Origin of the sequence: Paraburkholderia hiiakae, from assembly GCF_904848665.1 — a bacterium.
Classification (GTDB): domain Bacteria; phylum Pseudomonadota; class Gammaproteobacteria; order Burkholderiales; family Burkholderiaceae; genus Paraburkholderia; species Paraburkholderia hiiakae.
Genome location: NZ_CAJHCQ010000013.1, coordinates 108,191 through 132,951, shown reverse-complemented (window position 1 = coordinate 132,951; position 24,761 = coordinate 108,191). Strand labels below are relative to the sequence as shown.

Sequence of the window (24,761 nt, the reverse complement as noted above, 5' to 3'; positions counted from 1 at the left end):
CGACCTACGGATTAAGAGTCCGCGAAAGTTCGTGTTGAACGATGTTGATTGTGACGGACGCCTTCAAAAAAATCTTTAAAAATCAGGTGTTAAGGGGCAATCTCCGAGAATGTCGTATTGACCCGAATTGACCTTTTTGCCCATAATCGGGTTACATGGCGGTTACATGGAGCCGTGCAACCCACTCCGGGCGAGGTGAATGTGGCGAAGGTCAGTTTCACGGCGGCACGTGTCGAGGCACACCAGTGTCCGCCTGGCAGTTCGCAGTCTTTCCTCTGGGACAGCCGGGCGCCGGGCCTTGGGCTGCGGGCTACGGCGGCCGGGGCTAAGTCCTACATCGTCCAGGGCAAGCTCCACGGCAGAACCGTCCGGGTGACCATTGGCGACCCGCGCAACTGGTCCATCGATAAGGCGCGGGCGGAGGCGCACCGCCTGCAGATCCTCCTGGATGCTGGCAAGGATCCGCGTGAGGAACGGGCGGAGCAGCGCGCCGCTGATGAAGCGCGGCGCGCCGAGGCGCACCGCCGCAATGTGACCTTTGGCGAGGCGTGGGACGTCTACGTCGAAGCCCGCCGGCCGCGCTGGAGCGAGCGGCACTACCGTGACCACGTGCAGCACGCCGATGCGGGCGGGCAGCCGAAGAAGCGTGGACCGGGTCTCACCGTGGCCGGTCCACTGGCAAGCCTGCGGCCGCTGAAGCTGGCGGGACTCACTGCAGAGCATGTCGCCCAGTGGCTCGCAGCCGAATCGGAAGCGCGGCCAACGATGGTTGCGCTGTCATTCCGCCTGCTGCGCGGCTTTATCCGCTGGAGCACCGACACGCTTGCTTATCGCGGTGTGATTCCGGCGGACGCCTACAAGACGCGCAGCGTGAAAGAACTTGTGCCACGGGTCAAGGCGAAGGAGGGTGACGTGCTGGAGCGTGAGCAGCTGTCCGCCTGGTTCAGCGCCGTGCGGCAGATCCGGAATCCGGTTATCTCGGCCTACCTTCAGGCCCTGCTGCTCACGGGAGCCCGGCGCGAGGAGATGGCGGGCCTGCGGTGGACGGATGTGGATTTCCAGTGGCGCAGCCTGCGGATTGCCGACAAGGTCGAGGCGGGAGGCCGCGTGATTCCGCTTCCGCCGTATCTGCACGCGCTGCTGCGCGAGCTGCAGCGCCTCAACGCCATGCCGCCGGTCGTCGCGCATAACCGGGGCGAGGAGGGAACGTGGGAACCGTCGCCGTGGGTGTTCGCAAGCAGGACATCTGCGGACGGCAAACTGGCCGAGCCGCGTATTGCCCATACTCACGCCCTTGAAGCTGGCGGGTTGCCCCACGTGAGCCTGCACGGCCTGCGCCGCAGCTTCGCAACGCTCAGCGAGTGGGTCGAGTGCCCGACCGGCGTGGTGGCGCAGATCCAGGGGCACAAACCCAGTGCGATTGCCGAGAAGCACTATGTCCGCCGTCCGCTGGACCTCCTTCGCAAGTGGCACGACATGATCGAAGCCTGGATGCTCGAACAGGCGTGCGTCGCATTGTCAGCAAGTAATGAGGTGGTGAGTTTGCGTGTCGTGAATTAAACGGCGCATCGCGTGCGGCCGTCTCCGGGAGGAACGGCCTCACCGTACATATCGGATGCGTTAGTCAAGTGAGAAGCGGCGCAGGCGCCCGTCTTCCACATGTCCGTTGCGCAGCAACTCGATTAGCCGAGACGGCCGACGCTCGCGTGCCGGGATAGAATCGTCGACCGTGGCGGCGTCCACCAGTCGATTCTCGGTAGATGCTGCCCCGTCCCTATGGTATTGGCAGCCCGATCCGCACGCCGACACCTCCATTCCCCAACGCGCCCAGATGGAACAGGTAACCCGATTCGCCTATCGCTGTAATTCGTGCAGAAACGTTGAACATGTCGCGGTCGAGAACCGGGTGATCGAACCAGCTGGCGCGAGCTGCTCCTTCTGCGGCGCACCTGTCACTGCCGTTCCCGTCGACGGTGAGGGCGGCTTCCCGGACCCGTACGCCGTCGCGTGGTGGGATGAAGCCATGCATGCATCTGTCTGGTGGAGCAGCCGTCGCGTCAAACACGAGGACGCTGCTGGGGTGCTTTGTCGCGTCGACACGCTCTCAACGGCTCCTTCTGAACCGGCGGACCCGGATGCCTACCGCGTTCTCCTGCATGAATTCGCGGCGCTTCACGATGTCGACCCTGTTACGAGGACGCTTCCCGACTGGCTCGATATCGCCCGAAAGGCGGGCTGGAAGTATGACCGCTGGATCGACCAGTGGCTCATGGCCAAGGGTGCCGACCAGGCGCAGGCAAAACAGGAGGGCCCGGCGGGGGGAAGTCCATTGCCGAGCCAGCCGGAGGGCGGCCCTCTACCGCTGCCGTCACGGGTGATCGCGGCTGCGTTCGACGGGCTGAATGCATGGGATCAAAAGCAATGGTCCCGCAACCTGGGGGATCCTCCGCACTGGCTGGCCAGGGCGCGCAGGACTCCTGGCCGGCGATCTCCGGTCGGTGGTGCCACGTGGGATCCGGTGAGGATCGCCTTGGCGCTATTTGATCGGGAGGTGTCGCTGCTGAAACTGGATCGGGTATTCGAGCAGGCGAGCCTGCGGCTGTGGAACAAGGAGTGGGTCGAAAAAAGCGACTACTTGCGGTGATGACTTACGGTTTATATACGGCGACGCGTCCGCAAACCTGCGCTGCGCCTGAAGGCGTTCTACGGCCGTAAGCCGACGAGCCAGCACCGCAATTCGTGATGGGGTTCCTTTCAACACTGCCGAACGGCAGTAAAAGGTAATCCCATGAAAACTTCTCCGGTCAACGTCGTCCCGGCGAGTGAAGTTCTGCCGGGCGTCCTTCCCACGGACGCCGCTGCGGCGATTCTTAACCGCAAGCCGCAAACGTTGCGCAAGTGGGCCTGCCTCGAAAACGGTCCGATCCGTCCGATCCGCATCAATGGCCGTCTTGCCTGGCGCATCGCCGATCTTTACGCGCTGCTGAACGGAGGTGTGTGCTAATGGCGCCCACCCAGTTCAAATTTGTCGATGGCCCGGGCGCAGCAGACATCTGCCGTGTGGACGTGACTCACGCGTCCGGGACGATCCTCGCCACGGACGCGTCATGTGTCGGCGGCCGCAATGCTGATATTGGCGAGGCGGTCATCGCACTGATGGCTGCCATCCGGTGCACCCGCGCTCGCCGCGGGTCCATGCCCAAGGAGGACGTTGTCGCGGCAATCCCCTCCCTCCGCACGAGCCGTCCGGCGGCGGTTCTTACTGCGGCGAGCCGCATCTCCGGGGAGGTGCCGCATGCAGGCAACTGAACCTCTTTATGTGGCGCAGCCTGTCACGGGGGAACGTCGCCCGATCGTGACTTCCTTCGGGCAGGGAGACCGCGGTAAGGTGAGCGCCACGAAAATGCTCGACTGGAACGGCGTAAAGGCCCTCGTCCGCAACGCGCAATGCCGCCAGATTCGCCATGCCGACTTCTTGGCCTTGTCCCGCGACAAGCGTCAGGCCGAGAAGGCAAAGGACCCGTTCGTCTGCTTTGCAGAATTTGCGGGCAACGTGCGTTCCGGGAGCACGCTTCTGTGCCGTTCGGCGCTTGCCCTTGATTTCGACACCAACGCGCACGCGCTGTTGTTCGATCTGGACATTGGCATCGAACTTGGCGAATTCGACTATGTCGCACATCCGACCCGAACCCATACTGCGGAGAATCCGCGCCTGCGCGTGTATATCCCGCTCTCGCGCGATGTGACGCGGGACGAACATGCCATTCTCGTCGGCCTGATCGCGCCACAGTTCAACGCGACACTCGACCAAGGTTCCAGTCAGGCTGAACGCATCATGTATCTCCCGGCGGTCAACGCCGAAGCGCCGGAATACATGTGTTTCGTTCACGAGGGGGCGGGATACCTGAATCCAGACCACTGGCTTGCGATGTGTCCTGCTCCCGTGGGCGCTGAGATGGCAGCTCCGGCTCGGTCGCTGTCTCCCTCGGGCGGCGAACCGATCGATGCGCTTGAGTTGAAGTATCCGGACGCCCGGTGGACGAAGGAGCGTGTTGAACGTGAACTGCTGCAGCACCTCGACCCGAACGACGAGATGTGGAATCGCTCTCGCTGGCTGGCTCTGGGCATGATCCTGGAGCATCAGGGCGACGGCGACGACGACTGGTGCGAAATGTGGGACAACTGGTCGTCGGGGGATGAGCGCGTCGACGACGACGGTCAACCTATGTACCAGCCCGGCCAGTGCGAGCAGTTGTGGGAGACGTTCAACGGCAAACGGAAGAATGCGGCAACCATCGGAACGCTCATCAAGTGGGTGCAGGAGGCTCAGGAAAAGTCGCGGCAGAAGGCTCACGCATCGGTTACGCTGCCCGGCTCGCGCTTTGTGGTGCGCTCCGCAGAGGACCTGCTGAATGCTCCGCCGCAGCCCTGGTTGATCCGTGGTGTGGTGCCACGCAATGCACTCGTGACAGTGTTTGGCGCGTCGGGCTCAGGCAAGTCCTTTCTTGTGCTGGACCTCGCCTGCGCTGTGGCGAGCGGTGAGTCGAGCTGGTTCGACTACTCCGTCAAACAACAAGCCACGGTGATTTACTGCGTGCTGGAAGGCGAAGGCGGAATCGGGAAGCGTCTCGCTGCCTGGAAGCACAACGCTGGAAAGCCGGTGCCCGAGGAACTCAAGTTTGTGACCCAGCCGTTCAACCTGCTGGCTGGCCAACAGGAGATCATGGAACTCGCTCGTGCGATTCAGGATGCTGGCGGCCACGGCGGTCTCGTGATCCTCGACACGTTGAGCCGCGCAGTTCCGGGAGCCGACGAAAACTCGTCCGTCGACATGGGTAACATTGTCGCCGCCGCGAACACGCTGCAGGAGAAAGTGGGGGGCGTGGTCATGCTGGTTCACCACACGGGTAAGGACGCGAGCAAGGGCCTGCGTGGGCATTCGAGCCTGCACGCGGCACTCGATGCGGCGATTGAAGTCTGCGCGACCAAAACCACGCGTGAGTGGCGCGTGGCCAAATCGAAGGATGACGTCAGCGGACTGTGTCATCCGTTCGGCCTGACGGTCGTCGATCTGGGCCAGGATGATGAAGGTGATGCCATCACGAGCTGCGTGATCGAACGCAGTGGCGCTGCTGCACGGACGTTCGGCGAGGCGCCTCGCGGCAAGAACCAGATCAAGGTGTATGACGCCATCGCTGCTCTATTTGCAGAAGGCTTCAGGGTGGACGTAGACTCGGACGGCAGCCAGTATGTCGAAATGGGCGTCGCAGTTGAAGTTGCCGGAATTGCCCTGCCGTGCGAGCCGCGTCGCAAGCGGACGATGGCAAGCACGGTCATCCGTGCTCTGCACGAAAAGGACATTTTTCGCGTGACCGACGGCCGCCTTTACCTTGTCTGACTCTGACCAAAGACAAAAATGGTCACTTTTTGCATTTTCCTTCGCGGGACATAAGACACAAAAGACACACCCCCTTATGAAAGGGGGTGTTTTGTGTCCTTGGTTGTTTTCGTCCCCACGTTGCACGGTCACGCGGTTGTCAGAATGGGAGCAATAGAGCAACCGTTAGCATTCCAGCGCAATTGCAATTCGAATGGGACAACTGCAACAAACCCAGAGGCTGACTTAGCCCTCTTAGATGTATGCACCTCGTGTGCACCCGTAAGCCGCACAGCAATATCCACCGGACCTACACGGCCGCTTAGCGCTTTTACTCGGCTAAGCGTCGTGAACGCATACTGGTATCGCGCGCGCGCGAACGCGGTACACCGATCGCACGTTTTGGCCGACACGCTTTGTGAACGGCGTACCCGAATCCACTCGCCTGTGCCAAGGGCTAACGCAAAGCGGAGTGAAGACGACGGACGGCTTCAAGGCCCCTGTGTCGCCCGAGCGGCGATGGTCGTATGCTTGGAACGCGCTGACGCGCCGCTATCACGATCCCGCACGACGAGGTAAGACGTCCGTGTTCGGCTCTGGTAATCGGTGACGAGCAGTCGTCGGGTTTCGCCAGCGAAGGTTTACGGGGATTGTCGACGGAAAGAAGTCTGTAGTAGCTTCTGCGTGCCGTCATCAGCAGGTCTCCTCCTCATTTTCGACCGGCCTTGAATCCGATGGCACTTTCGGCATAAATATTTAGGAAATCTAAACATCATTAAGAAAATCTGAACAGGAGAAGAAATGGCCAGGCGTCGAAAACCCTACCGAAAACCCCGCCACTATCCAACTCTGGCTGCGGCCAATCCAGATTTCCTCCCTGAATGGGATTGGAAGCTCAACGGAGATATTCTTCCTTCGGACCTGACACTCGGTTCCGATCGCAGGGTGTGGTGGCGCTGCGGGAAGAATGCTTTGCATTGCTGGCAGGCGTCGCCTTCCAACCGTCACTACGGCGGGACGGGATGCCCGTATTGCGCCGGACGGCGTATCGATGGAACCAACTGCCTGGCCACGACCCATCCCAGCCTTGCGGCTCAATGGCACCCGACCAAGAACGGTACGCTGGTTCCGACGGATGTTCCGCCGGGTACGCATAGGAGGGTCTACTGGCGTTGTCCAATGGGCCATGATTGGAGGGCCGCGGTGTACTCACGGGTCAGTGGCAAGGGCTGTCCTTACTGCAGCGGCCGCGCCGTCCTGCCGGAGAATTCTCTCGCCGCACGGCGCCCCGACCTGCTGTCCGATTGGCATCCTGTAAAGAACGGCTCGCTCAATCCAGCCTCCCTATCCCTTGGCAGCGATGTGAAGCCTTGGTGGCTCTGTAAATTTGGGCACGAATGGGCGGCCCGTATCGATCATCGCGTCAGGCTTGGGAGTGGTTGTCCGAAGTGCACGCGGCAGACTTCTACGCCTGAGTTACGGCTCTTCTGTGAATTGCGCACGATCTTTCCCGACATCTGTCACCGGGCCAGCGTCGGCGCAAGGCTTGAGGTGGACCTGCTGATTCCGTCACTGAAGCTCGTCGTGCAGTACGATGGCAAGCGGTTCCATTCGCCCAAAGTTGAACGCGATCGTCGTAATACCGCAGCCCTTGAGACGCTAGGATTTCGCGTGGTGCGGATCCGTGATCGATCACTGCCTCACATCGGTGTAACACTGCCCATCAACGAAAGGCTCGATTTGTCGGTTGAGGACATCAAACGTCTTGTTGCGCTGCTGCCTTCCGTTGTGCCCGTCCGCAAGTATGTGCGCATCATTCGCCAGTACCTTGCCCGCGATCGCTTTGCGGAAGATGAGGCCTATCTTGGCCTGTGTGCTTCGCTTCCCGGGCCCTTGCCTGGCAAGTCCCTTAAGGACCGGTATCCCGATATCGCTGCCCGGTGGCATGTCGAAAAGAACGGGCGCCTGTCCCCATCCGACGTAACCGCAAAAAGCGGCATGAAGGTGTACTGGCGCTGCGACCGGCATGGTGCCTACTTCGGCACTGTGCGGGACCGGGTTCTCGGAAAGGGCTGCATGTATTGCAGGCGGTACGTCGTACTTGCCGAGGATTCGCTCGCGCAGCTGCATCCCGAACTTGCCAGCGAGTTCCACTCGACTAGAAACGGTGACAGGCTTCCCACCCAGATCGCACCGGGTAGTAACAAAAAAGTCTGGTGGCGCTGCCGGCGAAACGAGAGGCACGAGTGGGAGGCGGTCGTAAATAGTCGGGTAGGAGGAAACGGATGCCCGATCTGTTCAAACAAGAAGATCGTCCGGGCAAATTGCCTTGCTAGGCTGGAACCCCGACTTGCCAAACAGTGGCACTACGAAAGGAATTCCCCGCTCCGGCCTGAGGACGTCGGAAGGGGAAGCCACAAGGTTGTGTGGTGGCGATGTCCGGTGGATCCGGGCCATGAGTGGGCTGCGTCCGTCGCGAATCGCACTCGGCTGAGGGTTGGTTGTCCTTACTGTGGTGGCAGGAAAACCGACCCCAAGAGATCGCTCGCCGCAGTGCGACCCGATCTGGCTGGTGAATGGCATCCCGAACTCAACGACCGGGGTGTCGAAGCCGTACTGCCGGGAAGCGGTCAAAAGGTGTGGTGGCAGTGCCGAGCTGACCCGACGCACGTCTGGCAGGCGCGCGTCGAGTTGTGCAACACGGGCTACGGGGGGTGCCCAACCTGTCGCCAGCGGGCACGCGCCGCGAGCAAAGAAGCCTGAATTTGCGGATTGGTGATCCGTGGTTGCGCAGCCAACGTCTTCTTCCGGATGACCGTTCCATGCGGTGCGCAAGACTCGGGATGCAGTGTTTGCCATCACTCGGTATCTGCGTGTAACCGCCATGTAACCAGAGTGCGGCGAGTGCGTATTATTTGTGGTGTCTGAATGGCGGGTGTGTTTGGTCATTTTTTGCCCCCCGGCACACCCGCTTTGCGTTTCCCGAACGGGTCCCATCGGTCACGTGGGTGCAGACAGGGACAGCTGGCGGAGCAGATTTGACGCCGTTGGTCCATATCGTCGGCTGCGCGCCAGCACGATGGTGCCGCGCGGTCGGCTGCCGCGATACCGTGGACACGCGCACGAGCACTGCGCGTCGTTCGGGCCGCCCCTCGCATCGGGTAACCATTCGGCCGTGTAGTGGAGCGCTCACGGCGAAGATCGTCAGTGCAGCTTGCCGGGAGGCAACGCAGTCTATACTGGCCGTAAGACAGTGGGAGGCCGACGATGACGGACGAGACTGGCGACCTTACATCGGAAGATTGGAAGCTGATTCTGGCCGGGGTATTGGAGCTCGAAGCGGCGCTGCAAGAGTTCGAGGTTGAAATGCGCGACCAAGTGCACGGTCTGCAGGCGGGTCTAGATCGCGTGGAGATCAACACGGCGCTCCTGCAGGCGGAGATTGCGCGATTTTCTTCGGCGCTTACGAAGCGCCGGGCCGTGATTGACGCGCGCATGCCCCTCTAGCATCGGGATCTCACGGGCTGTCATATCACGTTGCCTGCGCCGACAATCGAACGGTAGATGATGAAACCTTCTGACTTTCATACTGGTCTTGAATTTTTGTGTGGGCCTTTCTGGTGGCGCTGCACGGATGTCGGCACACGTACAGTGACGGCCATCCGGCTCGACGAGGATGATCCGGTCTGGTATCGGGGGCCGCCGTACATGGTCGATGAAGTCGTGTTCGACGAGGTCGAACTGGAAGGCGCATACCTGTCAGAGGAAGACAAAATCCTCGCGAGCCTCGACGAGTCCTGTGCGTCAGGACATCCCGGCTTTCCGCATGAGGTGGTCGAGCGGATGATGCAGGAGCGGGTGGACAGTGGTCGGTATCCGAGGAAACGTCTGCTGCAGTTCGACCGGGTGCGCGCAGATGGCGAGATCCTCCATCCGTATGCGGTCCGTCGCGACGGACGGACGGTGGGGTTCACCTGGATCGTTCGCCTCTACCTGCCGTTCACCGTGGAATGGGCAGAACTGGCGGAGACGGAATTTCTTGAGCTGCCACTTTCGACGCCAGTTGCCGTTCGAAGTCGGGCTGATCGCCAGAAGTGACAGAATTGCCATTGATGTTCTCCGTGGACGGAAGGGAGGGGGCTCGCGTGACGGAGGAATCCTCCTACACTGATTAGCGCGTTTGCCGATTGCAGGTTTGCGCTGATAGAGAAAAGGAAACTGCGATTCCGCAAACGCCTGACACGTGAAGATGGCGAGTGGGATGAGCGGTTGTCGATCGCCTTCCACGGGGGCTATTACTCGATTTTCGGGGACGGAAACGCTGTCAGTATCGACTTATGCCAACAGTATGTCCGGGCCACACTCGGGGAATGGCTTCGCATGGCGGATGAGACGCGTGAGTGACCGACCTATACAAACGATGACGTGAATCGTCTTTTGAGTCGATCACTTGATGAACCCCCGCTGCCTTCTCTCTGCGTCGATCCGCTCCATTTCACCCTGCCAATGCTTCTCTTGGTCGGCGTCATTGGCGTTCATCGCGCGTAGCACGTTGGTCATCGCTTCTGACTTGGCTCGCATCAGGTTCGCCTTGATGCGAAGTGCCTCAAAATCGCCATAGTCCACGGGTTTATAGACGCCACCGAGTACTGAGTGAGCATAGATTCTGTACATCTCGGTGGCGATGATGGATGCTTGCTCGGGATCCATGCCTTCGCCTTCTAACGCGAGTGCAAATTTCAGCGTGTCCATCGATGCTCCTTATCGCATCAGGGCTGGTCACTGGGACATGGCCTGGATGGCAGCGTTGTTGATGATCGGCGCGGACCGGTCGATCTGTATGACATCAAGCCCATCGGATTGTGACCGTTTCCTGAGTCCATAAATGGCGCTCATGAACTTAGTTCCTGTTGCAATTGGTGATGATGAGCGCGCCGATGATGATTGGGGTGCCAACGGGAATCCGCGCGCACCCCAGCGGGCCCGGTCACTTCGACATTAGCACGCCGATGGCCGGACGTACGCTAGGCCGAAACGATGGAGTCGATACCTCGGCCAGTCAGGGCATCGAATTGGAGGTGACGCGTCACGTGCAGGACGAGGACGGCCGCGCAGCGGGATACAATGAGCTGCCTGAACACGAACGTGGCATTACCGACGAGGAACTAGACGATGGTCCTCTCACCGCCGAGGAAGAAAGCGTCCTCGCGAAAGTCCACGAGCGCGAACTCGGAGACTACGACATCCCGTTCGACGCCGACGATCCCCGCTGGAGCCACGACGGACCCGAATTTGACGATTCCAGGGATGACGCCGCGCGTGCAGCGGATTCTGGAGAAGCTGAAGGACTCGAAGCCAGCCGACCGGACACGAACGCTCCACGTCCTGGTGACGATGAGCCAGGCGATGCGGCGCGTGCGCGAAGCGAAAGCGAAGAAGGGCTCTCGCTGAAGGGCGAGACGCACGACGAGGCCACTGCGCGCACCGAGGCCGCCCTCGAAGAAGAAGGCAAGGCCCAGGCCGACGAGGACGCCAAGGACTTCAAGCTCACCGGCAGCGACCGCCCGGCCGACGCCAACCCCGACCAGCCCGACCTCGTCAGCCGCCAAGGCGCGCCGGCCCTGTTGCCAAGTTCCACCGCCAGAGCGCGGCGAACTACATCGGCCCCCTCGACGCCGAGCAAGAGCAAGCGGTGCGCAACGTGGGCATCGCCGAGCGCAAGTCCGTGAAGGAGCAGATGCCGGACATGCGCAGGGATCTCGGCAAGAAGATCTTGCATGGCATATCGGGGCCGCGCTCCACGGCATCAAGCGCCGACCGTTCGTGGACAAGGTCGGTAACGCGTCGCTGGGTTTCGCAGGCGCGAGCCGCGCCGCTACCAAGCGTCCGATGCCACCGGAGACGCTCAAGGTGCATCTCGCGATCGTCGCGGCGCTCGATCCAGGTGTCGCGATGGTGCTGGAGCTGAAGGCGGAATTCGGTCTGCACGCAGAGGAGGGCGTGCGTTCGGTAACCAATCCAACTACCCCAGCGCTGCACCGTCTGGCAAAAGGACGAAATTCACGATTATCTGGCTGATCTGTGAATTACCGCGCACGGATGCCAGCGCCGCGCAGGGCGCCGTATAGGAGAAGGGCACGCTTGCCGATAGGGATAAAAGGCGGGCGGCGCGCTCCGGCGTACATCATGCGACGGTTTTTATGCACTATCCGGTCAACTGTGATGCACAAAGCCTATAGGACGCGAAGCTTCATTTGTCTGAAGTTTTATCAGAAGAATCGATGCCTGCGTGTAGTGCTGAACCAAGCGTGCGCTGTCACCATTTTCAGTGATTCCGTCGAAGCAGAAGAACTGTCCGGCCCGCGAGATCTGGGTGATTTGTAGCATCACAGATTTCCCAAATGAGGCCAGCATCGCACCGACGGCCTCGCCCTCTACGAGGGAGGTTTCAAATGCTCGAACCTCCTCGACGAAAGTCTTGAATGCATAAACATGGGGCGGTTCGATAGTAGGTATCGTCGGCAGATTGACTCGTAAGTTGAGCGGGTCGAAATTAGACATTTGGTTTCCCCGGTGGTGTAAAGGTTTGTGTCCAGATTGTGCCGCCTAGTTTCGCACACTGAGTACCGTCATTTGCGGCGCCAGTATGGTCCAAGGATGACGGCACGGGAGTTGTGGCGATGGTGATGGCGGTGTAGCCCACACGGGATCGCATCTGCGGCCGTTTTCGCCATCCTGTCGGGCTTGTAGCATGCCGCTCGATATACTGGGGTCCGGCCTGCAACAAGCTGACCGGGACCATAAGATCAGAACGAGTACGGGGATGAACAGAATCAGCTTGAGTCGCGGTCGTGTTGCCGCGCATGTATTGGCCGCGGCTCGATGCGGCAGTCTCGTAGCCCTGTTGGCGCTCGCAAGAGCCGCCCACGCGTACCAGCCATCGCCCCCAGACGATTCCCAACTGCAAGAGCACGGCCACTACGTGAACCACGACGGGCATGAAGTGCATTCGCCTGCGCACTCCCGAAATGGCTCTGTGCCGATCGGCGCCACCGCAAGGTGCAGTGACGGCACATACAGCTTCAGCCAGCATCATGCGGGCACGTGCTCGCGTCATCGCGGCGTCGCCGAGTGGGAGTAAACGCTCGATCGCGGTAAGGCCACGAAATTCGCGCTTCCGAAGTGAGATGTCGAAGAATGAAAAGCGGCCAGCGATCCCTTCATGACACGCGAGGTTCGGCGATTGTCGGCTTCGAAGCAATGCCTAAGTCTGGTATGGCCCGTTCCGGGGGCGTTAAAGTTTCAAGAACTGCGGCCGAAATATCTGTCATCGGCTACTGGAGGCAGACCGCATGGCAATCGGAACCAACAAGGATTTGGCGGACGCCCTCAAGAGAGGCGACGACTACATCGAGGTCGAAGGTGACCTCGCCACGAAGGTTGTCCGTATTCGCGCAACCGGCAAAGTCGCTTGGGCTATCGCGATAGCGGCAATTGCCATCGTGGTCGTCGCGACTATTGCGGCTATCGCGACCGGGGGAACGTCCGAAGTTGCGGCCGTCGCTGCAGCTCCTGCTGCCCTTGCTGTCTTGGGTGGGCCGACCACATATGCAGCAATTGCCGTGGCCGTCGCTGCAGGTGGCGTTGGCGCATTGACGTCCTTACGCGAGTACAAGGAGGTCTCTCATTCAAACGGGCTCTTGATCCTTAAAAAGCGCTAGGCGTCAGATGCGACCCGACTACCTACGCGATCGATATTCGCGTAGCCGCGCGGCAATCCAGATGCGTCTCGCCTAGCCGCTGACCCGGTGGGCGAATCGCTCGCATGCGCCGCGCATTCCAAAAACGGGGGCGTCCCGATCGGTGCCACCGCAAGTGAACGTCGAGCGTATTCCATCGCACGGATGGTGTGCATAAGGGTTCGTGATAATCGGCCGATATACAGGATCAGCTATACTCGCACCGGTTTACGCGCCTAGGCACCCGCTCGACCTGTCCCATTTAAAATGGCAATCGCAAAACCGATCCGTCAGCACAATGCTATAGAGGCCATGGCCTTTGTTCTCACTTTCTCGCGTGCATTTGATGCAGCGGAAGTGGCGCGCCTGGCTACTTTGCGTGAGACGTTGCGCTCGGATCTGCCGCGATTCGAGACACTCCAGGGCATTGCATTCCATATTGGAATGCCCAGCATCACGCAACAGGCGGCTCCGAATGGAGTGTTGCTCCAGCGTTTCAAGGAAGACGGCACACCGGCTTGGGTTGTTCGGGCCGCCGATCAGACCGTTGTCGTGAACTGCCTTGACTACGACTCATGGCGAAATGTATGGCCAGAGGCGAAGCGTTTCATGACTGAAGTCGTGAGACAGATCGCCTCGGAGACAAACCCGCTCAGTCAGATCGCGCTTCAAGTCGTTGACAAATTCGTCTACGAAACGGACCCGGAACCCTACCTGATTAGTGACGTTTTCAATCCTGATTCCCAATACTTGCCTGCGAATACACTAGCGGTTGGTTCTCTTTGGCATGTATATCAGGGTTGGTTCGTGCTAACCATGAATGATGGCGACGGGCCGGCGGCGGAAACCCAGTTCGCCAATCGCCAGTTGTTGAACGTCCTAAACCTCACGAGCGCGAATATCGATGGTCGCCTCACCGCGTCAATCGACCACTTAGCTCAAGTGACCTTCAAGGACAATCTGCCGAAGGCTCTGTCGTCTGCGTCTGACGACGAGAACGAGGAGTTCTTGCAGGTTGCTTTCAAGGGACTGTTGCAGCCAAACAATAAAGTGATCATGCGCAATGTGCTGAACCGCGAACAATTGATTGCCATTGGGCTGGAGGATCAATGACGGCCGCAACCACTTCGTATTCGGCTGGCTGGTTGCAGACGGGTTCGCGCCCGCAGAGTGACCCGCGTATCGCATTACAGGTGCGTAAGGCACGTCAGTCGACTTCCAGTCTCGGTCCAAACACGCTTGGGCTTAGTGAGTTCGTTTCGATGATGCCATCAACCGATCCAAGATCGCGAGAAGGAAGAAACGTGGGCGCAACTATGACGGAGAGTGCAGCAGCACGACGTTATCTCGCCGGTGCCAAGTTCGAAACGCTTTCTGGTGTCGACCTAATCCGGGGCGTTGCAGCAAAACATTTCGCCGGAGCACATTTACAGCTCACGATGTACTCCGATCCAGAGGAAGGTTGGGAAAAGATGCTTCTAAATGTTGAAACAACGCTCGCTTCGCAAGAGCGTTTTTTGGAACTCGAAGATTCCTTCCTGGACGAAATTTGCGGAGACAGCCGGATGGCGAACGCACTCGATGAAGTAATCGTAAGGGTTCGCTGACATGGCTTGCGAGCCCCGCGAATTCCTAGCGGTAGCGCGCGAGTTGCATCAGGGCGCGCAGAATACGGAAGAGGCAAAGCTGCGATCTGCCGTCAGTCGCGCTTACTACGCAGCATTCCTCTATGCGCGTAACACTGCGGGTATCGCGGATTCGACGAGCACAGTTCACTCGCTCACCCGACAGCATTACTTAAAAATCGGCGAGGCCAAAGTTGCATCGAGGCTGGACTCTCTGCGAGTGAGCAGAAATGATGCGGATTATGATTTGGCGCTGTCGTTCAGCAAGATTAAATCCAATCAGGCCATCGATATCGCACAGCGAGTAATCGAGCACATTGGCAAACTGAAGCCTTGAGCCTGATTGAGTCAGGACTCTCAGCTTGTCGAAAGGCCCTCGGCTCCAAAGGCGCCAACTGCGTAGGTGAACCCCGACGCCACACGTTTTTGGTACACACTTCGGTACACAAAATTGACGTCATCCGCTCGCTGCCTTTACCTGTAAGCGATTGTGTCTCCCCGCAAGGTTCTGTATCGACGGCGTTGATCGTTGGTCTAAGCGCAGCAGCGTGTCAAGCTGTGGCAGCCAGTGCCAGTGCCAGTGCCAGTGCCAGTGCCAGTGCCAGTGCCAGTGCCAGTGCCAGTGCCAGTGCCAGTGCCAGCAAGCGCATATGACTGGCGCTGCCGCTGGTTGCGATAGCCGAAATCCGGTTACACAGCGGTTACATGGAGCCCAAAAACGAAAAAGGGCTGCAACGCTTTCGCGTGCAACCCTTTGAAATTGCTGGTGGGGCGTGAGTGACTCGAACACTCGACCTACGGATTAAGAGTCCGCTGCTCTACCAACTGAGCTAACGCCCCCAACAGAAACGAGATTATGCAGGACTTTTTGGGACTTGGCAAGCCCCTTTCGCAAATTTCCTGAAAATAGTGTGTCGATGCGGCGCAAGCCCCATCTCCGCAGGAGTTTGCGCCTTTACCATGCGGGCCGTGCTGTCCCGGTATGATGTCGCCACGCCTGGCGTCAAACCAGGTTTCGAGCCAGTCGTTGTGCGCCGCCTGTTCACTGAGGTTGGCTGAGGTTGGTGGTAATCGGCTGGAATCGTCGCACGCAATCCACAAAGGCAAACGATGGACGACAACGCAATCGACGCGCTGCTGGAGCGCGTGCTGGCCCCGTGGGTGCGCGCACTCGGGATGAAGCCCGTCGAGGTCTCGGAAGACAGCGCCACCTTGCGCTTGCCGTTTTCCGGCGAGCTGCGCCACTCGGGCGGCGTGATCTGCGGGCAGGTTTTCATGGCGGCGGCGGATACGGCCATGATCGTTGCGATAACGGCCGCGCTCGGCGCGTTCAAGCCCATGACGACCGTTGCGCTGAACACCAACTTCATGCGCGCGGTGCGTAAGGGCGACGTGCTCGTTACGGCGCGTGTGCTGCGCATGGGCCGCAGTCTGGTATTCGGTGAAATAGAACTCTACGACGAAGACGGCCGGATGGCGGTTCACGCGACCTCGACTTACGCGCTGCTCGATTAAGCTTGGCGCTTCCGATCGTTTTCGGTCGCTTCGAAGGACGTAGAAGGCATGTTCGATCAGGTGGTTTTCGCCGGTGGCGGCAATCGCTGCTGGTGGCAGGCGGGGTTCTGGGACATCGTCCAGCCTGAGCTGCGCATTCGCCCGCGCGTCATTACGGGCATTTCGGCGGGCGCGGCCACCGCGTGCATGCTCTACACGCGCGACGCCGACTGGGTCATGCGCTATTACGAGGAAGCGCTGCGCCACAACAAGCGCAACGCCTACTGGGGCAATCTGCTGCGTGGCGAATCGGTGTTTCCGCATTACCGCATCTATCGCCAGGCGCTGCTCGACATCTACGGCGAGCCCTTCACGCAGCTTCAGGACGCGCCTGAGATCCGCATCGGCGTGTCGCATGTGCCGCGTTGGCTCGGGGCGCGCAGCGCCGTGGCGGCGGGTCTTATCGCGTACAACATCGAAAAACACATCCGCAAGACGCTGCATCCCACGCTCGGGCGCAAGCTCGGGTTTCATCCGGAGTTCGTGACGGCGCAGGAATGCGCGAGCGTGGAGGATCTGGCCGATCTCATCCTGCAGTCGTCGTGTACACCGCCGTTCACGCCGGTGCTGCGGCGCGACGGCCGCCCGGTGCTCGACGGCGGCATGGTCGACAACGTGCCGGTCGGCGCGCTCGACGAGACGCCCGGCCGTGTACTGGTGATGGTGACGCGGCTCTATCCGCGCCCGCAGATGTTCGTGGTGCGGCATCAGGCGGCGCAGGGCGTGCAGCAGCGCCTTTATGTGCAGCCATCGGCCAAGGTACCGATCTCGAGCTGGGACTACACGAGCCCGCAGCAGATGCAGCACGCCTACAACCTCGGCCGTGTGGACGGCGAGCGTTTCCTCGCGCGTTTGCCAGACGTCATGGAATCGGCCGCGCACGCCTGAGCGCACGCGGCCGGATCAGAAGCAGCCGGGAGGACGCGGAGAGGGCGGCGCGCGCCGCCCCCGTGCGGTCGCGCTTACCTGCGGCGACCGCCCTGCAGCGCTTCGGGGTTCGCGACGCTTGCGTGGTCGCCCGCATCGAACGCGAGGATGTTGCGGAACGCCGCGCCGAAGTACAGTTCGTAGCTCTCCCGCTCCACATAGCCGATGTGCGGCGTGCAGATCACGTTTTCCATACGCAGCAGGCTGTAGCCCTGCAGGATCGGCTCGCTCTCGTACACGTCGATCGCGACCATGCCCGGCCGGTTGTGAGAGAGCGCGCCGAGCAGCGCGTTTTCTTCCATCAGCTCCGCGCGGCTCGTGTTGACGAGCAGCGACGTGGGCTTCATGCGCATCAGGTCTTCCTGCTTCACGATCCCACGCGTGTCATCGTGCAGGCGTAGATGTAGCGACAGCACGTCGCTCTCTTCGAAAATTGCCTCGCGGCTTGCGGCGGCTTCGTAGCCGTCGGCGCGCGCCGCTTCGAGCGAATGTTCGCGGCCCCACACCAGTACGCGCATGCCAAAGGCCTTGCCGTAGCCGGCCACGAGACGGCCGATCTTCCCGTAGCCCCAGATGCCGAGCGTCTGGCCGCGCATCACCTGGCCCAGGCCAAAGTTGGGTGGCATGGCGGACGTCTTGAGGCCCGACTGTTGCCACGCCCCCTGCTTGAGGTTGGCGACGTACTGCGGAATGCGGCGCTGCGCGGCCATGATGAGGGCCCACGTGAGTTCGGCGGGCGCGACGGGCGAGCCGGTGCCCTCGAGTACGGCGATGCCGCGCTCGGTGCAGGCGTCGATGTCGATGTGCGGACCGGCCTTGCCCGTCTGGCTGATCATGCGCAGATGCGGGAGCTTGTCGAGCAGTTGCGAGGTGATGCGGGTGCGTTCGCGAATCAGCACGAGCGCGTCGACTTCGGCGAGGCGGCTGGCGAGCTGGCCGAGGCCTCGCACCGTGTTGTTGAAAACCTTGACCTCGTGGTCGGCGAGCAGTTGAAAGCAGTCGAGCTTGCGGACGGCGTCCTGGTAGTCGTCAAGGATGGCAATTTTCATGGCGGCGGGTTGTTTTGCGTGTTTTGCATCGCGCCGTTCGGGGCGCGACTTCGGTGTTCATCTGGTGGTTATCCCACTATGCAGCGCCGCGAAGGCTGGTATGAATATGGGGAGCCTTCACGTCGCTCGCCGCGTGCCGCAGCAGGTATTGCAATTGCGCAAACCCGAGGCTATGCACGCAGAGTTTTTGTCGCGGGAATCACCCGCGATTTTGCAACTTTTAACAGCTTGTCGGGTTCCGATGCAAGCCGCTTTACAGACGGTTTCGAACCCCAGGCTAAAGGACCTTGACGACCTGCCCAACTGTGCGGACCGATTCGCATGTTGATCTGCCATCAACTTTTGGTTCGTATGAGTTGCGCCTCTCGCGTGCAGCGTCTAAAAGGGCCGATCCCCTTTTTACAGCCCTAAAAATGGAGACAGCTCGATGAACCATCCCGATTACCAAGCCCAGGCCGCCGCGCAGGTGCCCGCCTGGGTCCGGCACCGGAAATTGATCGATTGGGTGCAGAAAATCGCAGCGCATACGCAGCCGGATCGCATCGTCTGGTGCGACGGTTCGCAGGAGGAATACGACCGCCTGTGCGCGCAGATGGTCGAGGCCGGCACGATGCGCCGCCTCAATCCGCAGAAGCGCCCGAATTCGTATCTCGCTTGCTCCGATCCCTCGGACGTCGCGCGCGTGGAAGACCGCACCTTCATCTGCTCGCCCACCAGGGAAGACGTCGGCCCCACCAACAACTGGGTCGCGCCCGCTGAAATGCGCACGACGCTCGACGGCCTGTTCGCGGGCTCGATGCGCGGCCGCACGATGTACGTCGTGCCGTTCTCGATGGGCCCGCTCGGCTCGCCTATCGCGCATATTGGCGTGGAGCTTTCCGATAGCCCTTATGTGGCCGTGAACATGCGCATCATGACGCGCATGGGCCGCGCCGTGTACGACGTGCTCGGCGAAGACGGCGCGTTCGTGCCGTGCGTGCACAGCGTGGGCGCGCCGCTCGCGGCGGGCGAGAAGGACGTGCCGTGGCCGTGCAACAAGACGAAGTACATCGTCCACTTCCCGCAAACGCGCGAGATCTGGAGCTATGGCTCGGGTTACGGCGGCAACGCGCTGCTCGGCAAGAAGTGTTTCGCGCTGCGCATCGCTTCGACCATGGGCCGCGACGAAGGCTGGCTCGCCGAGCACATGCTGATTCTCGGTGTGCGCTCGCCGGAAGGCCGCAAGTACCACGTCGCGGCGGCGTTCCCGTCGGCGTGCGGCAAGACCAACTTCGCCATGCTGATTCCGCCTCCTGCCATGAACGGCTGGGAAATCACCACGATCGGCGACGATATCGCGTGGATCAAGCCCGGCGCGGATGGACGCCTCTACGCGATCAATCCGGAGGCGGGCTACTTCGGCGTGGCGCCGGGCACGGGCGAAAAGACCAATTTCAACGCCATGGCGACGCTCAAGGAGAACGTGATCTTCACGAACGTCGCGCTCACCGACGACGGCGACGTCTGGTGGGAAGGCATGACCGACGAGCCGCCCGCACACGCGATCGACTGGCTGGGGAACGACTGGACGCCCGCCATCGGCAAGGAAACCGGCCGCAAGGCTGCGCATCCGAACGCGCGCTTCACGGCGCCGGCTTCCCAATGCCCGTCGATCGATCCCGAATGGGAGAACCCGAAGGGCGTGGCCATCGACGCGTTCATCTTCGGCGGCCGCCGCTCGACCACCGTGCCGCTCGTGACCGAGGCGCGCGACTGGACCGACGGCGTCTACATGGCCGCGACCATGGGCTCGGAAACCACGGCCGCGGCGGCGGGGCAGCAGGGCGTGGTGCGCCGCGATCCTTTCGCTATGTTGCCGTTCTGCGGCTACAACATGGCCGACTACTTCGGCCATTGGCTCAATGTGGGCGAGCGCCTCGCCAAGGCCGGCGCGACGGTGCCGCGCATTTTCTGCGTGAACTGGTTCCGCAAGGGGCCGGATGGCAAGTTCGTCTGGCCGGGCTTCGGCGAGAATATGCGCGTGCTCGAGTGGATGGTGCGCCGTATCGAGGGCAAGGCCACGGGTGACGAGCACGCATTCGGCGTGTCGCCGCGCTATGGCGATCTCGACTGGCGGGGTCTGAACTTCACGCAGGCGCAGTTCGAACAGGTGATATCGGTGGACGCCGACGCCTGGCGGGCCGAACTCGCGCTGCACGCCGAACTGTTCGACAAACTCGCTCATGGTTTGCCGGAAGTGTTGAAGGACGCTCGCAAGGCGCTCGAAACACGCCTGTAATCATATAATGTGAGCGCTCACTAACTGAATGGCCGCCTGCGGGCGGCCATTTTTATTTGCGGGGTCGAATGCATTGCTGCAGTGCAGAGGCCCGTCTGTTCGGCACTTGACCAGTTATCTCGCTGCAATGCGCAAAATTGTTTCGGTTGAGGTAACAATCGAACCGCCGTTGATGCATTTTGGGGCGCAGTCGAAGAATTCGTAAAGAAAATAGGGGCTTCGGAGGCAACTTCTGCACGTTTTCTGCTGTCGTAGGAGAATTCGCGGTTTCCTCCGCTGATTAACAGCGGGGTAGTAACAGGCAGGAGTTGTCTCATGGATCATTTGCAGTCGATGCGAGTATTCGTCAAAGTCGCCGACCTCGGCAGTTTCGCCCGGGCCGCCTCAGCGATGGATATCTCCAACGCGGTTGCGACGCGGCATGTTGCCGACCTCGAAGGTCGGCTCGGCACGCGTTTGCTCAATCGCACGACCCGCAGTCTCTCCCTGACCGAATCGGGTCAGGTCTATCTCGAGCGCGCCCGCCAGATTCTCGATGAGCTCGAGGACGTCGAACAGATGGTCGTCGCGCGTAATCACGAGCCCGTCGGCACGCTGCGTATCGTCGCGCCGGTCGTCTTCGGGCTTCACAATCTCGCTCCGGTGTTGCAGACGTACACGCAGCGGTATCCGCAGGTCATTCCCGACGTCACGCTGGTCGACCGTCAGGTCGATCTCGTCGAAGAAGGTTTCGATCTGGGCGTCGTGACCGCACGCCAGATGCGTAGCGCCAGCATTGTCACGCGCCGCCTCACGACCGGCTGCATGACGGTGTGCGCGACGCCCGCGTACCTCGAAAAGCACGGCACGCCCACGCGCCCCGAGCACCTCATGGAGCACCCCAGCCTCTCGCTGCCCTCCGAGTACTGGGGCGACGAGCGCGTCTTCACGGGGCCGGAGGGCGAAGTCCGCGTACGCCCGACCAACGTGATCGTGGCGAACAACACCGAGATGCTGCGCCAGTTCGCGCTGCTCGGTATGGGCATCGCGATCCTGCCGAGCTATCTGATTGGCCGCGACATGACGCGCGGGCGTCTCGTGCGGCTGCTTGGCGACTATCGTCTGCCGCAGGTGGAGATCAACGTCGCGTATCCGAGCCGCCGTCACCTGCCGGCCAAGGTGCGCACGTTCATCGACCACCTTGTCGAGCACTTCAGCCAGACGCCGAACAGCCAGCTCGGCGAGCAGTGGGTCAAGGACGGTCTCGCGCGCCCGGCTGTGGCGGGTCGCAATGGCGTCGCGAGCGAGGAGTACGATGGCGCGCAGCCCGTGCCGGGTGGGAGCCTGCACGACGGCGAGCACAATGGGATGGACGCCGAGCGCGCACCGAAGACTGCGCGCGCTTCGGCGGCGCGCACCCGCACGTCGGCCATCTCGCCGCTATAAGCCCGATATCACCGTTCATCGGCCGATAAAAAAGGCGCAGCTTCGTGAGAAGCTGCGCCTTTTTGTCTGGCTGCGCGCTGGCAGATTCCGACCGCTTACGAACCTGTCTTGCGCGCCGGTGTCTTGCGGGCGGCCGTCTTGCGTGCCGGTGCGGCTTTGGCGGCCGCCGTCTTGCGCGCGGGCTTGGCCTTCCCTTCTTCTGCCGAATCTGCCGTGTCGTTCGCGGCATCGCCCGTAGCCTCAGTCGATGCGGCCGACTTCCTGGCAGCCGTCTTGGCCGCGGTCTTCGCGCTCGGCTCCTTCTTCTCGAACTCGAAGCCGATCTTGCCATCCGGCTGTTTGACGAGGAAAGCCTTGAAGTTGCGGCCCGTACGCGACGACTTGAAGTTGGTCAGCAAGTCGGTTCGGCCTTCGGCCAGCAGCTTCGCCATCTGGTCGCGCGTGATCTCCTGCTGGAGGATCACCTTGCCCGAGCGGAAGTCGCAGGTCTTCGGATTCGCGACCGAGTGCTCGCACACATAGCTCATGCCGTGTTCGAACACGTGGCCTTTGCACTTCGGGCAGGCGCCCACCGGCTCCTGCTGCGAAAAGTCAGGCGCTTCGCCATCTTCGGTACCCTGGTCCTGGCCGAAATCGAACTCGAGCTTGTAGTTCTTGATTTCATCGTCGAACGAGAGCTTGAGGATGGCCGAGAACGGCCGGCCCATCTTGCTGCGGAAGCCCGAGAGCGGGCCGATCGTCTTGTTCTGCAGCAGCTCTTCCACTTCGGGGATTTCGAACTGACGGCCACCCGGAATCTTCGAGATCGAGAACTCGCACTTCGTGCATGCGAAGCGACGGTAGTTTTCCTTCACCTGGCCGCCGCAATTCGGGCACGGCGTTGTCAGCGTCGCGTAGTCGCCGGGGATCGTGTCCGAGTCGTATTCCTTCGCGCGCTTCACGATGGTCTGCGTCATGCGGGCGATTTCCTGCATGAATGCGTCGCGTGGAAGCTTGCCGCGCTCCATTTGCGAAAGCTTGTACTCCCACTCGCCGGTGAGTTCCGGCGCGGTGAGTTCTTCCACGCCCAGGCCGCGCAACAGCGTCATGAGCTGGAACGCCTTGGCCGTGGGAATCAGCTCGCGCCCTTCGCGCACGAGATACTTTTCGCCGAGCAGACCTTCGATGATCGCCGCGCGCGTGGCCGGCGTGCCAAGGCCCTTGGCGGCCATGGCCTCGCGCAGTTCTTCGTCGTCCACGAGCTTGCCCGCGCCTTCCATCGCCGAGAGCAGCGTCGCTTCGTTGTAGCGCGCAGGCGGCTTGGTCACGAGCTGATGCGCCGCGATCTTGTCGGTCTTGACCTTCTCGTCCTTCTTCACCGGCACGAGGTTGGCGTCGTCGCCAGCCGCGTCGCGGCCATAGACCTGCAGCCAGCCCGGCTCGACCAGCACCTTGCCTTCGGTCTTGAAGTGATGTCCTGCGACTTCAGTAATGCGCGTGGTGACGCGGTATTCCGCCGCCGGGAAGAACACGGCGAGGAAGCGCTTCACGACGAGGTCGTAGAGCTTCTGCTCGGGCTCGGAAAGCGACTTCGGCGCCTGCAGCGTCGGGATGATGGCGAAGTGGTCGCTGATCTTCGAGTTGTCGAAAATGCGCTTGTTCGGCTTCACCCAGCCCTTGTCGAGCACCTGCTTGGCGTGCGGCAGGTAGTTGTTGCTCTCCTTGAGCATCTCGAGCGTATCTTTCACGGTGCTGAGGTAGTCCTCGGGCAGCGCGCGCGAATCGGTACGCGGGTAGGTGAGCACCTTGTGCTTTTCGTACAGCGCCTGGGCGAGACCCAGCGTGTTCTTGGCCGAAAAGCCGAAGCGGCCGTTGGCTTCGCGCTGCAGGCTCGTCAGATCGAAGAGCGCGGGCGAGAGCTGCGTGGATGGCTTCGATTCTTCGTTCACCGTGCCTTCACGGCCGTGACAGGCCGCGACGATGGTCTCGGCGGCCGGCAGGCTCCAGAGGCGCGAGTCGCGCTTTTCCGGATCGAACTCGTCCCTCTTGAATTTCGGGTCGTACCAGCGGCCTTCATAGAAGCCGCCCGCGCAGACGAATTCGGCGCGCACTTCCCAATAATCGCGCGGGATGAATCGGCGGATTTTCTCTTCACGTTCGACGACGATCGACAACGTTGGCGTCTGAACGCGGCCAACTGTCGTGAGGAAGAAGCCGCCGCCCTTGCTGTTGAAGGCAGTCATCGCGCGCGTGCCGTTGATGCCGACGAGCCAGTCGGCTTCCGAGCGGCAGCGAGCGGCGTCGGCGAGCGGCTGCATGTCGTGGTCGCTGCGCAGATTCGCGAAACCGTCGCGGATCGCCTGCGGCGTCATCGACTGGAGCCACAGGCGCTGGACCGGCTGTTTCGCCTTCGCGTGCTGCGCGATAAGGCGGAAGATCAGCTCGCCCTCGCGCCCCGCGTCGCAGGCGTTGATGAGTTGCGTGACATCTTTGCGCTTCATCAGCTTGTTGAGGACCTTGAGCCGCGATTCGCTCTTGGCGATCGGGTTCAGGTCGAAGTGCGGCGGGATCACGGGCAGGTGAGCGAAGCTCCACTTGCCGCGTTTGACCTCGTACTCCTCGGGTGCGGCGATTTCCAGCAGATGGCCGACCGCCGACGAGAGCACGTAGTCGTCGCTCTCGTAGTACTCGTCATGCTTGGTAAAACCGCCCAGCGCGCGCGCGATGTCGTTCGCGACGGATGGCTTCTCGGCGATGATCAGAGCTTTGGACATGACTGGTTGCTTGTGGGTGTATCCGGTTGGCGCC

At 61.3% G+C, this 24,761-nt stretch carries 23 protein-coding genes and 1 tRNA gene; 19 read left to right on the top strand and 5 right to left on the bottom strand.

Annotated elements, in window-relative coordinates; all coding sequences use genetic code 11:
- Positions 1–201: 201 nt before the first annotated feature.
- From JMY28_RS23825 to JMY28_RS23790, 8 genes are all read left to right on the top strand, one after another.
- Complete coding sequence (locus JMY28_RS23825; protein WP_201698459.1) at positions 202–1,560, top strand: tyrosine-type recombinase/integrase; 1,359 nt, start codon at positions 202–204, stop codon at positions 1,558–1,560.
- Between the two features lie 271 nt (positions 1,561–1,831).
- Positions 1,832–2,644 carry a hypothetical protein gene (locus JMY28_RS23820; RefSeq protein ID WP_201698360.1) on the top strand — a complete coding sequence of 271 codons (813 nt, stop codon included), beginning with the start codon at positions 1,832–1,834 and terminating at the stop codon, positions 2,642–2,644.
- A gap of 144 nt (positions 2,645–2,788) precedes the next feature.
- Positions 2,789–3,004, top strand: a complete 216-nt coding sequence (locus tag JMY28_RS23815) for a MerR family transcriptional regulator (RefSeq protein WP_201698359.1) — start codon at positions 2,789–2,791, stop codon at positions 3,002–3,004.
- Positions 3,004–3,309, top strand: a complete 306-nt coding sequence (locus JMY28_RS23810; protein ID WP_201698358.1) for a hypothetical protein — start codon at positions 3,004–3,006, stop codon at positions 3,307–3,309. The genes JMY28_RS23815 and JMY28_RS23810 overlap by 1 nt, the downstream gene beginning before the upstream one ends.
- The gene (locus JMY28_RS23805) at positions 3,296–5,398 is read left to right on the top strand and encodes an AAA family ATPase (protein ID WP_201698357.1); all 2,103 of its coding nucleotides are present in this window, start codon (positions 3,296–3,298) and stop codon (positions 5,396–5,398) included. Before JMY28_RS23810 ends, JMY28_RS23805 begins: the two co-directional genes overlap by 14 nt.
- A 780-nt stretch (positions 5,399–6,178) precedes the next feature.
- Positions 6,179–8,140 (top strand): zinc-ribbon domain-containing protein, encoded by a 1,962-nt coding sequence (locus JMY28_RS23800; RefSeq protein WP_201698356.1) that lies wholly within the window; start codon positions 6,179–6,181, stop codon positions 8,138–8,140.
- A 504-nt stretch (positions 8,141–8,644) separates the two neighbouring features.
- Positions 8,645–8,884 (top strand): hypothetical protein, encoded by a 240-nt coding sequence (locus tag JMY28_RS23795; protein WP_201698355.1) that lies wholly within the window; start codon positions 8,645–8,647, stop codon positions 8,882–8,884.
- Positions 8,885–8,941: 57 nt separating this feature from the next.
- Positions 8,942–9,475, top strand: a complete 534-nt coding sequence (locus JMY28_RS23790; RefSeq protein WP_236597003.1) for a hypothetical protein — start codon at positions 8,942–8,944, stop codon at positions 9,473–9,475.
- A gap of 348 nt (positions 9,476–9,823) precedes the next feature.
- Here the strand turns inward: JMY28_RS23790 and JMY28_RS23785 are convergent, their stop codons facing one another.
- Positions 9,824–10,129 carry a hypothetical protein gene (locus tag JMY28_RS23785; protein WP_201698354.1) on the bottom strand — a complete coding sequence of 102 codons (306 nt, stop codon included), beginning with the start codon at positions 10,127–10,129 and terminating at the stop codon, positions 9,824–9,826.
- A 158-nt stretch (positions 10,130–10,287) separates the two neighbouring features.
- On the opposite strand from JMY28_RS23785, the gene JMY28_RS23780 reads away from it, so the two are divergent.
- Together JMY28_RS23780 and JMY28_RS23775 are read left to right on the top strand one after the other, a co-directional pair.
- Entirely contained in the window at positions 10,288–11,106 is an 819-nt protein-coding gene (locus JMY28_RS23780) for a hypothetical protein (RefSeq protein WP_201698353.1), read from the top strand.
- Between the two features lie 94 nt (positions 11,107–11,200).
- A complete protein-coding gene (locus tag JMY28_RS23775) occupies positions 11,201–11,455 on the top strand; it encodes an integrase domain-containing protein (protein ID WP_201698352.1) in 255 nt (84 codons plus the stop codon).
- A gap of 135 nt (positions 11,456–11,590) precedes the next feature.
- Here JMY28_RS23775 and JMY28_RS23770 read toward each other — a convergent pair whose 3' ends face one another.
- The gene (locus tag JMY28_RS23770; RefSeq protein ID WP_201698351.1) at positions 11,591–11,938 is read right to left on the bottom strand and encodes a DUF6173 family protein; all 348 of its coding nucleotides are present in this window, start codon (positions 11,936–11,938) and stop codon (positions 11,591–11,593) included.
- A gap of 262 nt (positions 11,939–12,200) precedes the next feature.
- Here JMY28_RS23770 and JMY28_RS23765 point away from each other — a divergent pair, with 262 nt between their 5' ends.
- The 5 genes from JMY28_RS23765 to JMY28_RS23745 all read left to right on the top strand — a co-directional run bounded on the left by JMY28_RS23765 (position 12,201) and on the right by JMY28_RS23745 (position 15,078).
- Positions 12,201–12,518, top strand: a complete 318-nt coding sequence (locus JMY28_RS23765) for a DUF3761 domain-containing protein (RefSeq protein WP_201698350.1) — start codon at positions 12,201–12,203, stop codon at positions 12,516–12,518.
- A gap of 211 nt (positions 12,519–12,729) precedes the next feature.
- On the top strand, positions 12,730–13,098 hold the full coding sequence (locus JMY28_RS23760) for a hypothetical protein (RefSeq protein ID WP_201698349.1): 369 nt from the start codon (positions 12,730–12,732) through the stop codon (positions 13,096–13,098).
- Between the two features lie 285 nt (positions 13,099–13,383).
- Positions 13,384–14,229 carry a TIGR04255 family protein gene (locus JMY28_RS23755; protein ID WP_201698348.1) on the top strand — a complete coding sequence of 282 codons (846 nt, stop codon included), beginning with the start codon at positions 13,384–13,386 and terminating at the stop codon, positions 14,227–14,229.
- Positions 14,226–14,723 carry a hypothetical protein gene (locus JMY28_RS23750; protein WP_201698347.1) on the top strand — a complete coding sequence of 166 codons (498 nt, stop codon included), beginning with the start codon at positions 14,226–14,228 and terminating at the stop codon, positions 14,721–14,723. Before JMY28_RS23755 ends, JMY28_RS23750 begins: the two co-directional genes overlap by 4 nt.
- 1 nt (position 14,724) lies before the next feature.
- Positions 14,725–15,078, top strand: coding sequence for a HEPN domain-containing protein (locus tag JMY28_RS23745; RefSeq protein WP_201698346.1), 354 nt, complete (start codon positions 14,725–14,727; stop codon positions 15,076–15,078).
- Between the two features lie 427 nt (positions 15,079–15,505).
- Here the strand turns inward: JMY28_RS23745 and JMY28_RS23740 are convergent.
- Positions 15,506–15,581: transfer RNA gene (locus tag JMY28_RS23740), tRNA-Lys, on the bottom strand.
- Between the two features lie 270 nt (positions 15,582–15,851).
- On the opposite strand from JMY28_RS23740, the gene JMY28_RS23735 reads away from it, so the two are divergent.
- Together JMY28_RS23735 and JMY28_RS23730 are read left to right on the top strand one after the other, a co-directional pair.
- Positions 15,852–16,256 carry a PaaI family thioesterase gene (locus JMY28_RS23735; RefSeq protein WP_201698345.1) on the top strand — a complete coding sequence of 135 codons (405 nt, stop codon included), beginning with the start codon at positions 15,852–15,854 and terminating at the stop codon, positions 16,254–16,256.
- Positions 16,257–16,304: 48 nt separating this feature from the next.
- Complete coding sequence (locus JMY28_RS23730; protein ID WP_201698344.1) at positions 16,305–17,183, top strand: patatin-like phospholipase family protein; 879 nt, start codon at positions 16,305–16,307, stop codon at positions 17,181–17,183.
- A 74-nt stretch (positions 17,184–17,257) separates the two neighbouring features.
- Here JMY28_RS23730 and JMY28_RS23725 read toward each other — a convergent pair whose 3' ends face one another.
- Entirely contained in the window at positions 17,258–18,271 is a 1,014-nt protein-coding gene (locus JMY28_RS23725) for a D-2-hydroxyacid dehydrogenase family protein (protein ID WP_201698343.1), read from the bottom strand.
- Between the two features lie 427 nt (positions 18,272–18,698).
- Between JMY28_RS23725 and JMY28_RS23720 the strand changes: the two genes are divergently transcribed.
- Positions 18,699–20,549, top strand: coding sequence for a phosphoenolpyruvate carboxykinase (GTP) (locus JMY28_RS23720; protein WP_201698342.1), 1,851 nt, complete (start codon positions 18,699–18,701; stop codon positions 20,547–20,549).
- 315 nt (positions 20,550–20,864) lie between these two features.
- On the top strand, positions 20,865–21,974 hold the full coding sequence (locus tag JMY28_RS23715) for a LysR family transcriptional regulator (RefSeq protein ID WP_201698341.1): 1,110 nt from the start codon (positions 20,865–20,867) through the stop codon (positions 21,972–21,974).
- 95 nt (positions 21,975–22,069) lie between these two features.
- Here JMY28_RS23715 and JMY28_RS23710 read toward each other — a convergent pair whose 3' ends face one another.
- Entirely contained in the window at positions 22,070–24,727 is a 2,658-nt protein-coding gene (locus JMY28_RS23710; protein ID WP_201698340.1) for a DNA topoisomerase III, read from the bottom strand.
- Positions 24,728–24,761 lie beyond the last annotated feature (34 nt).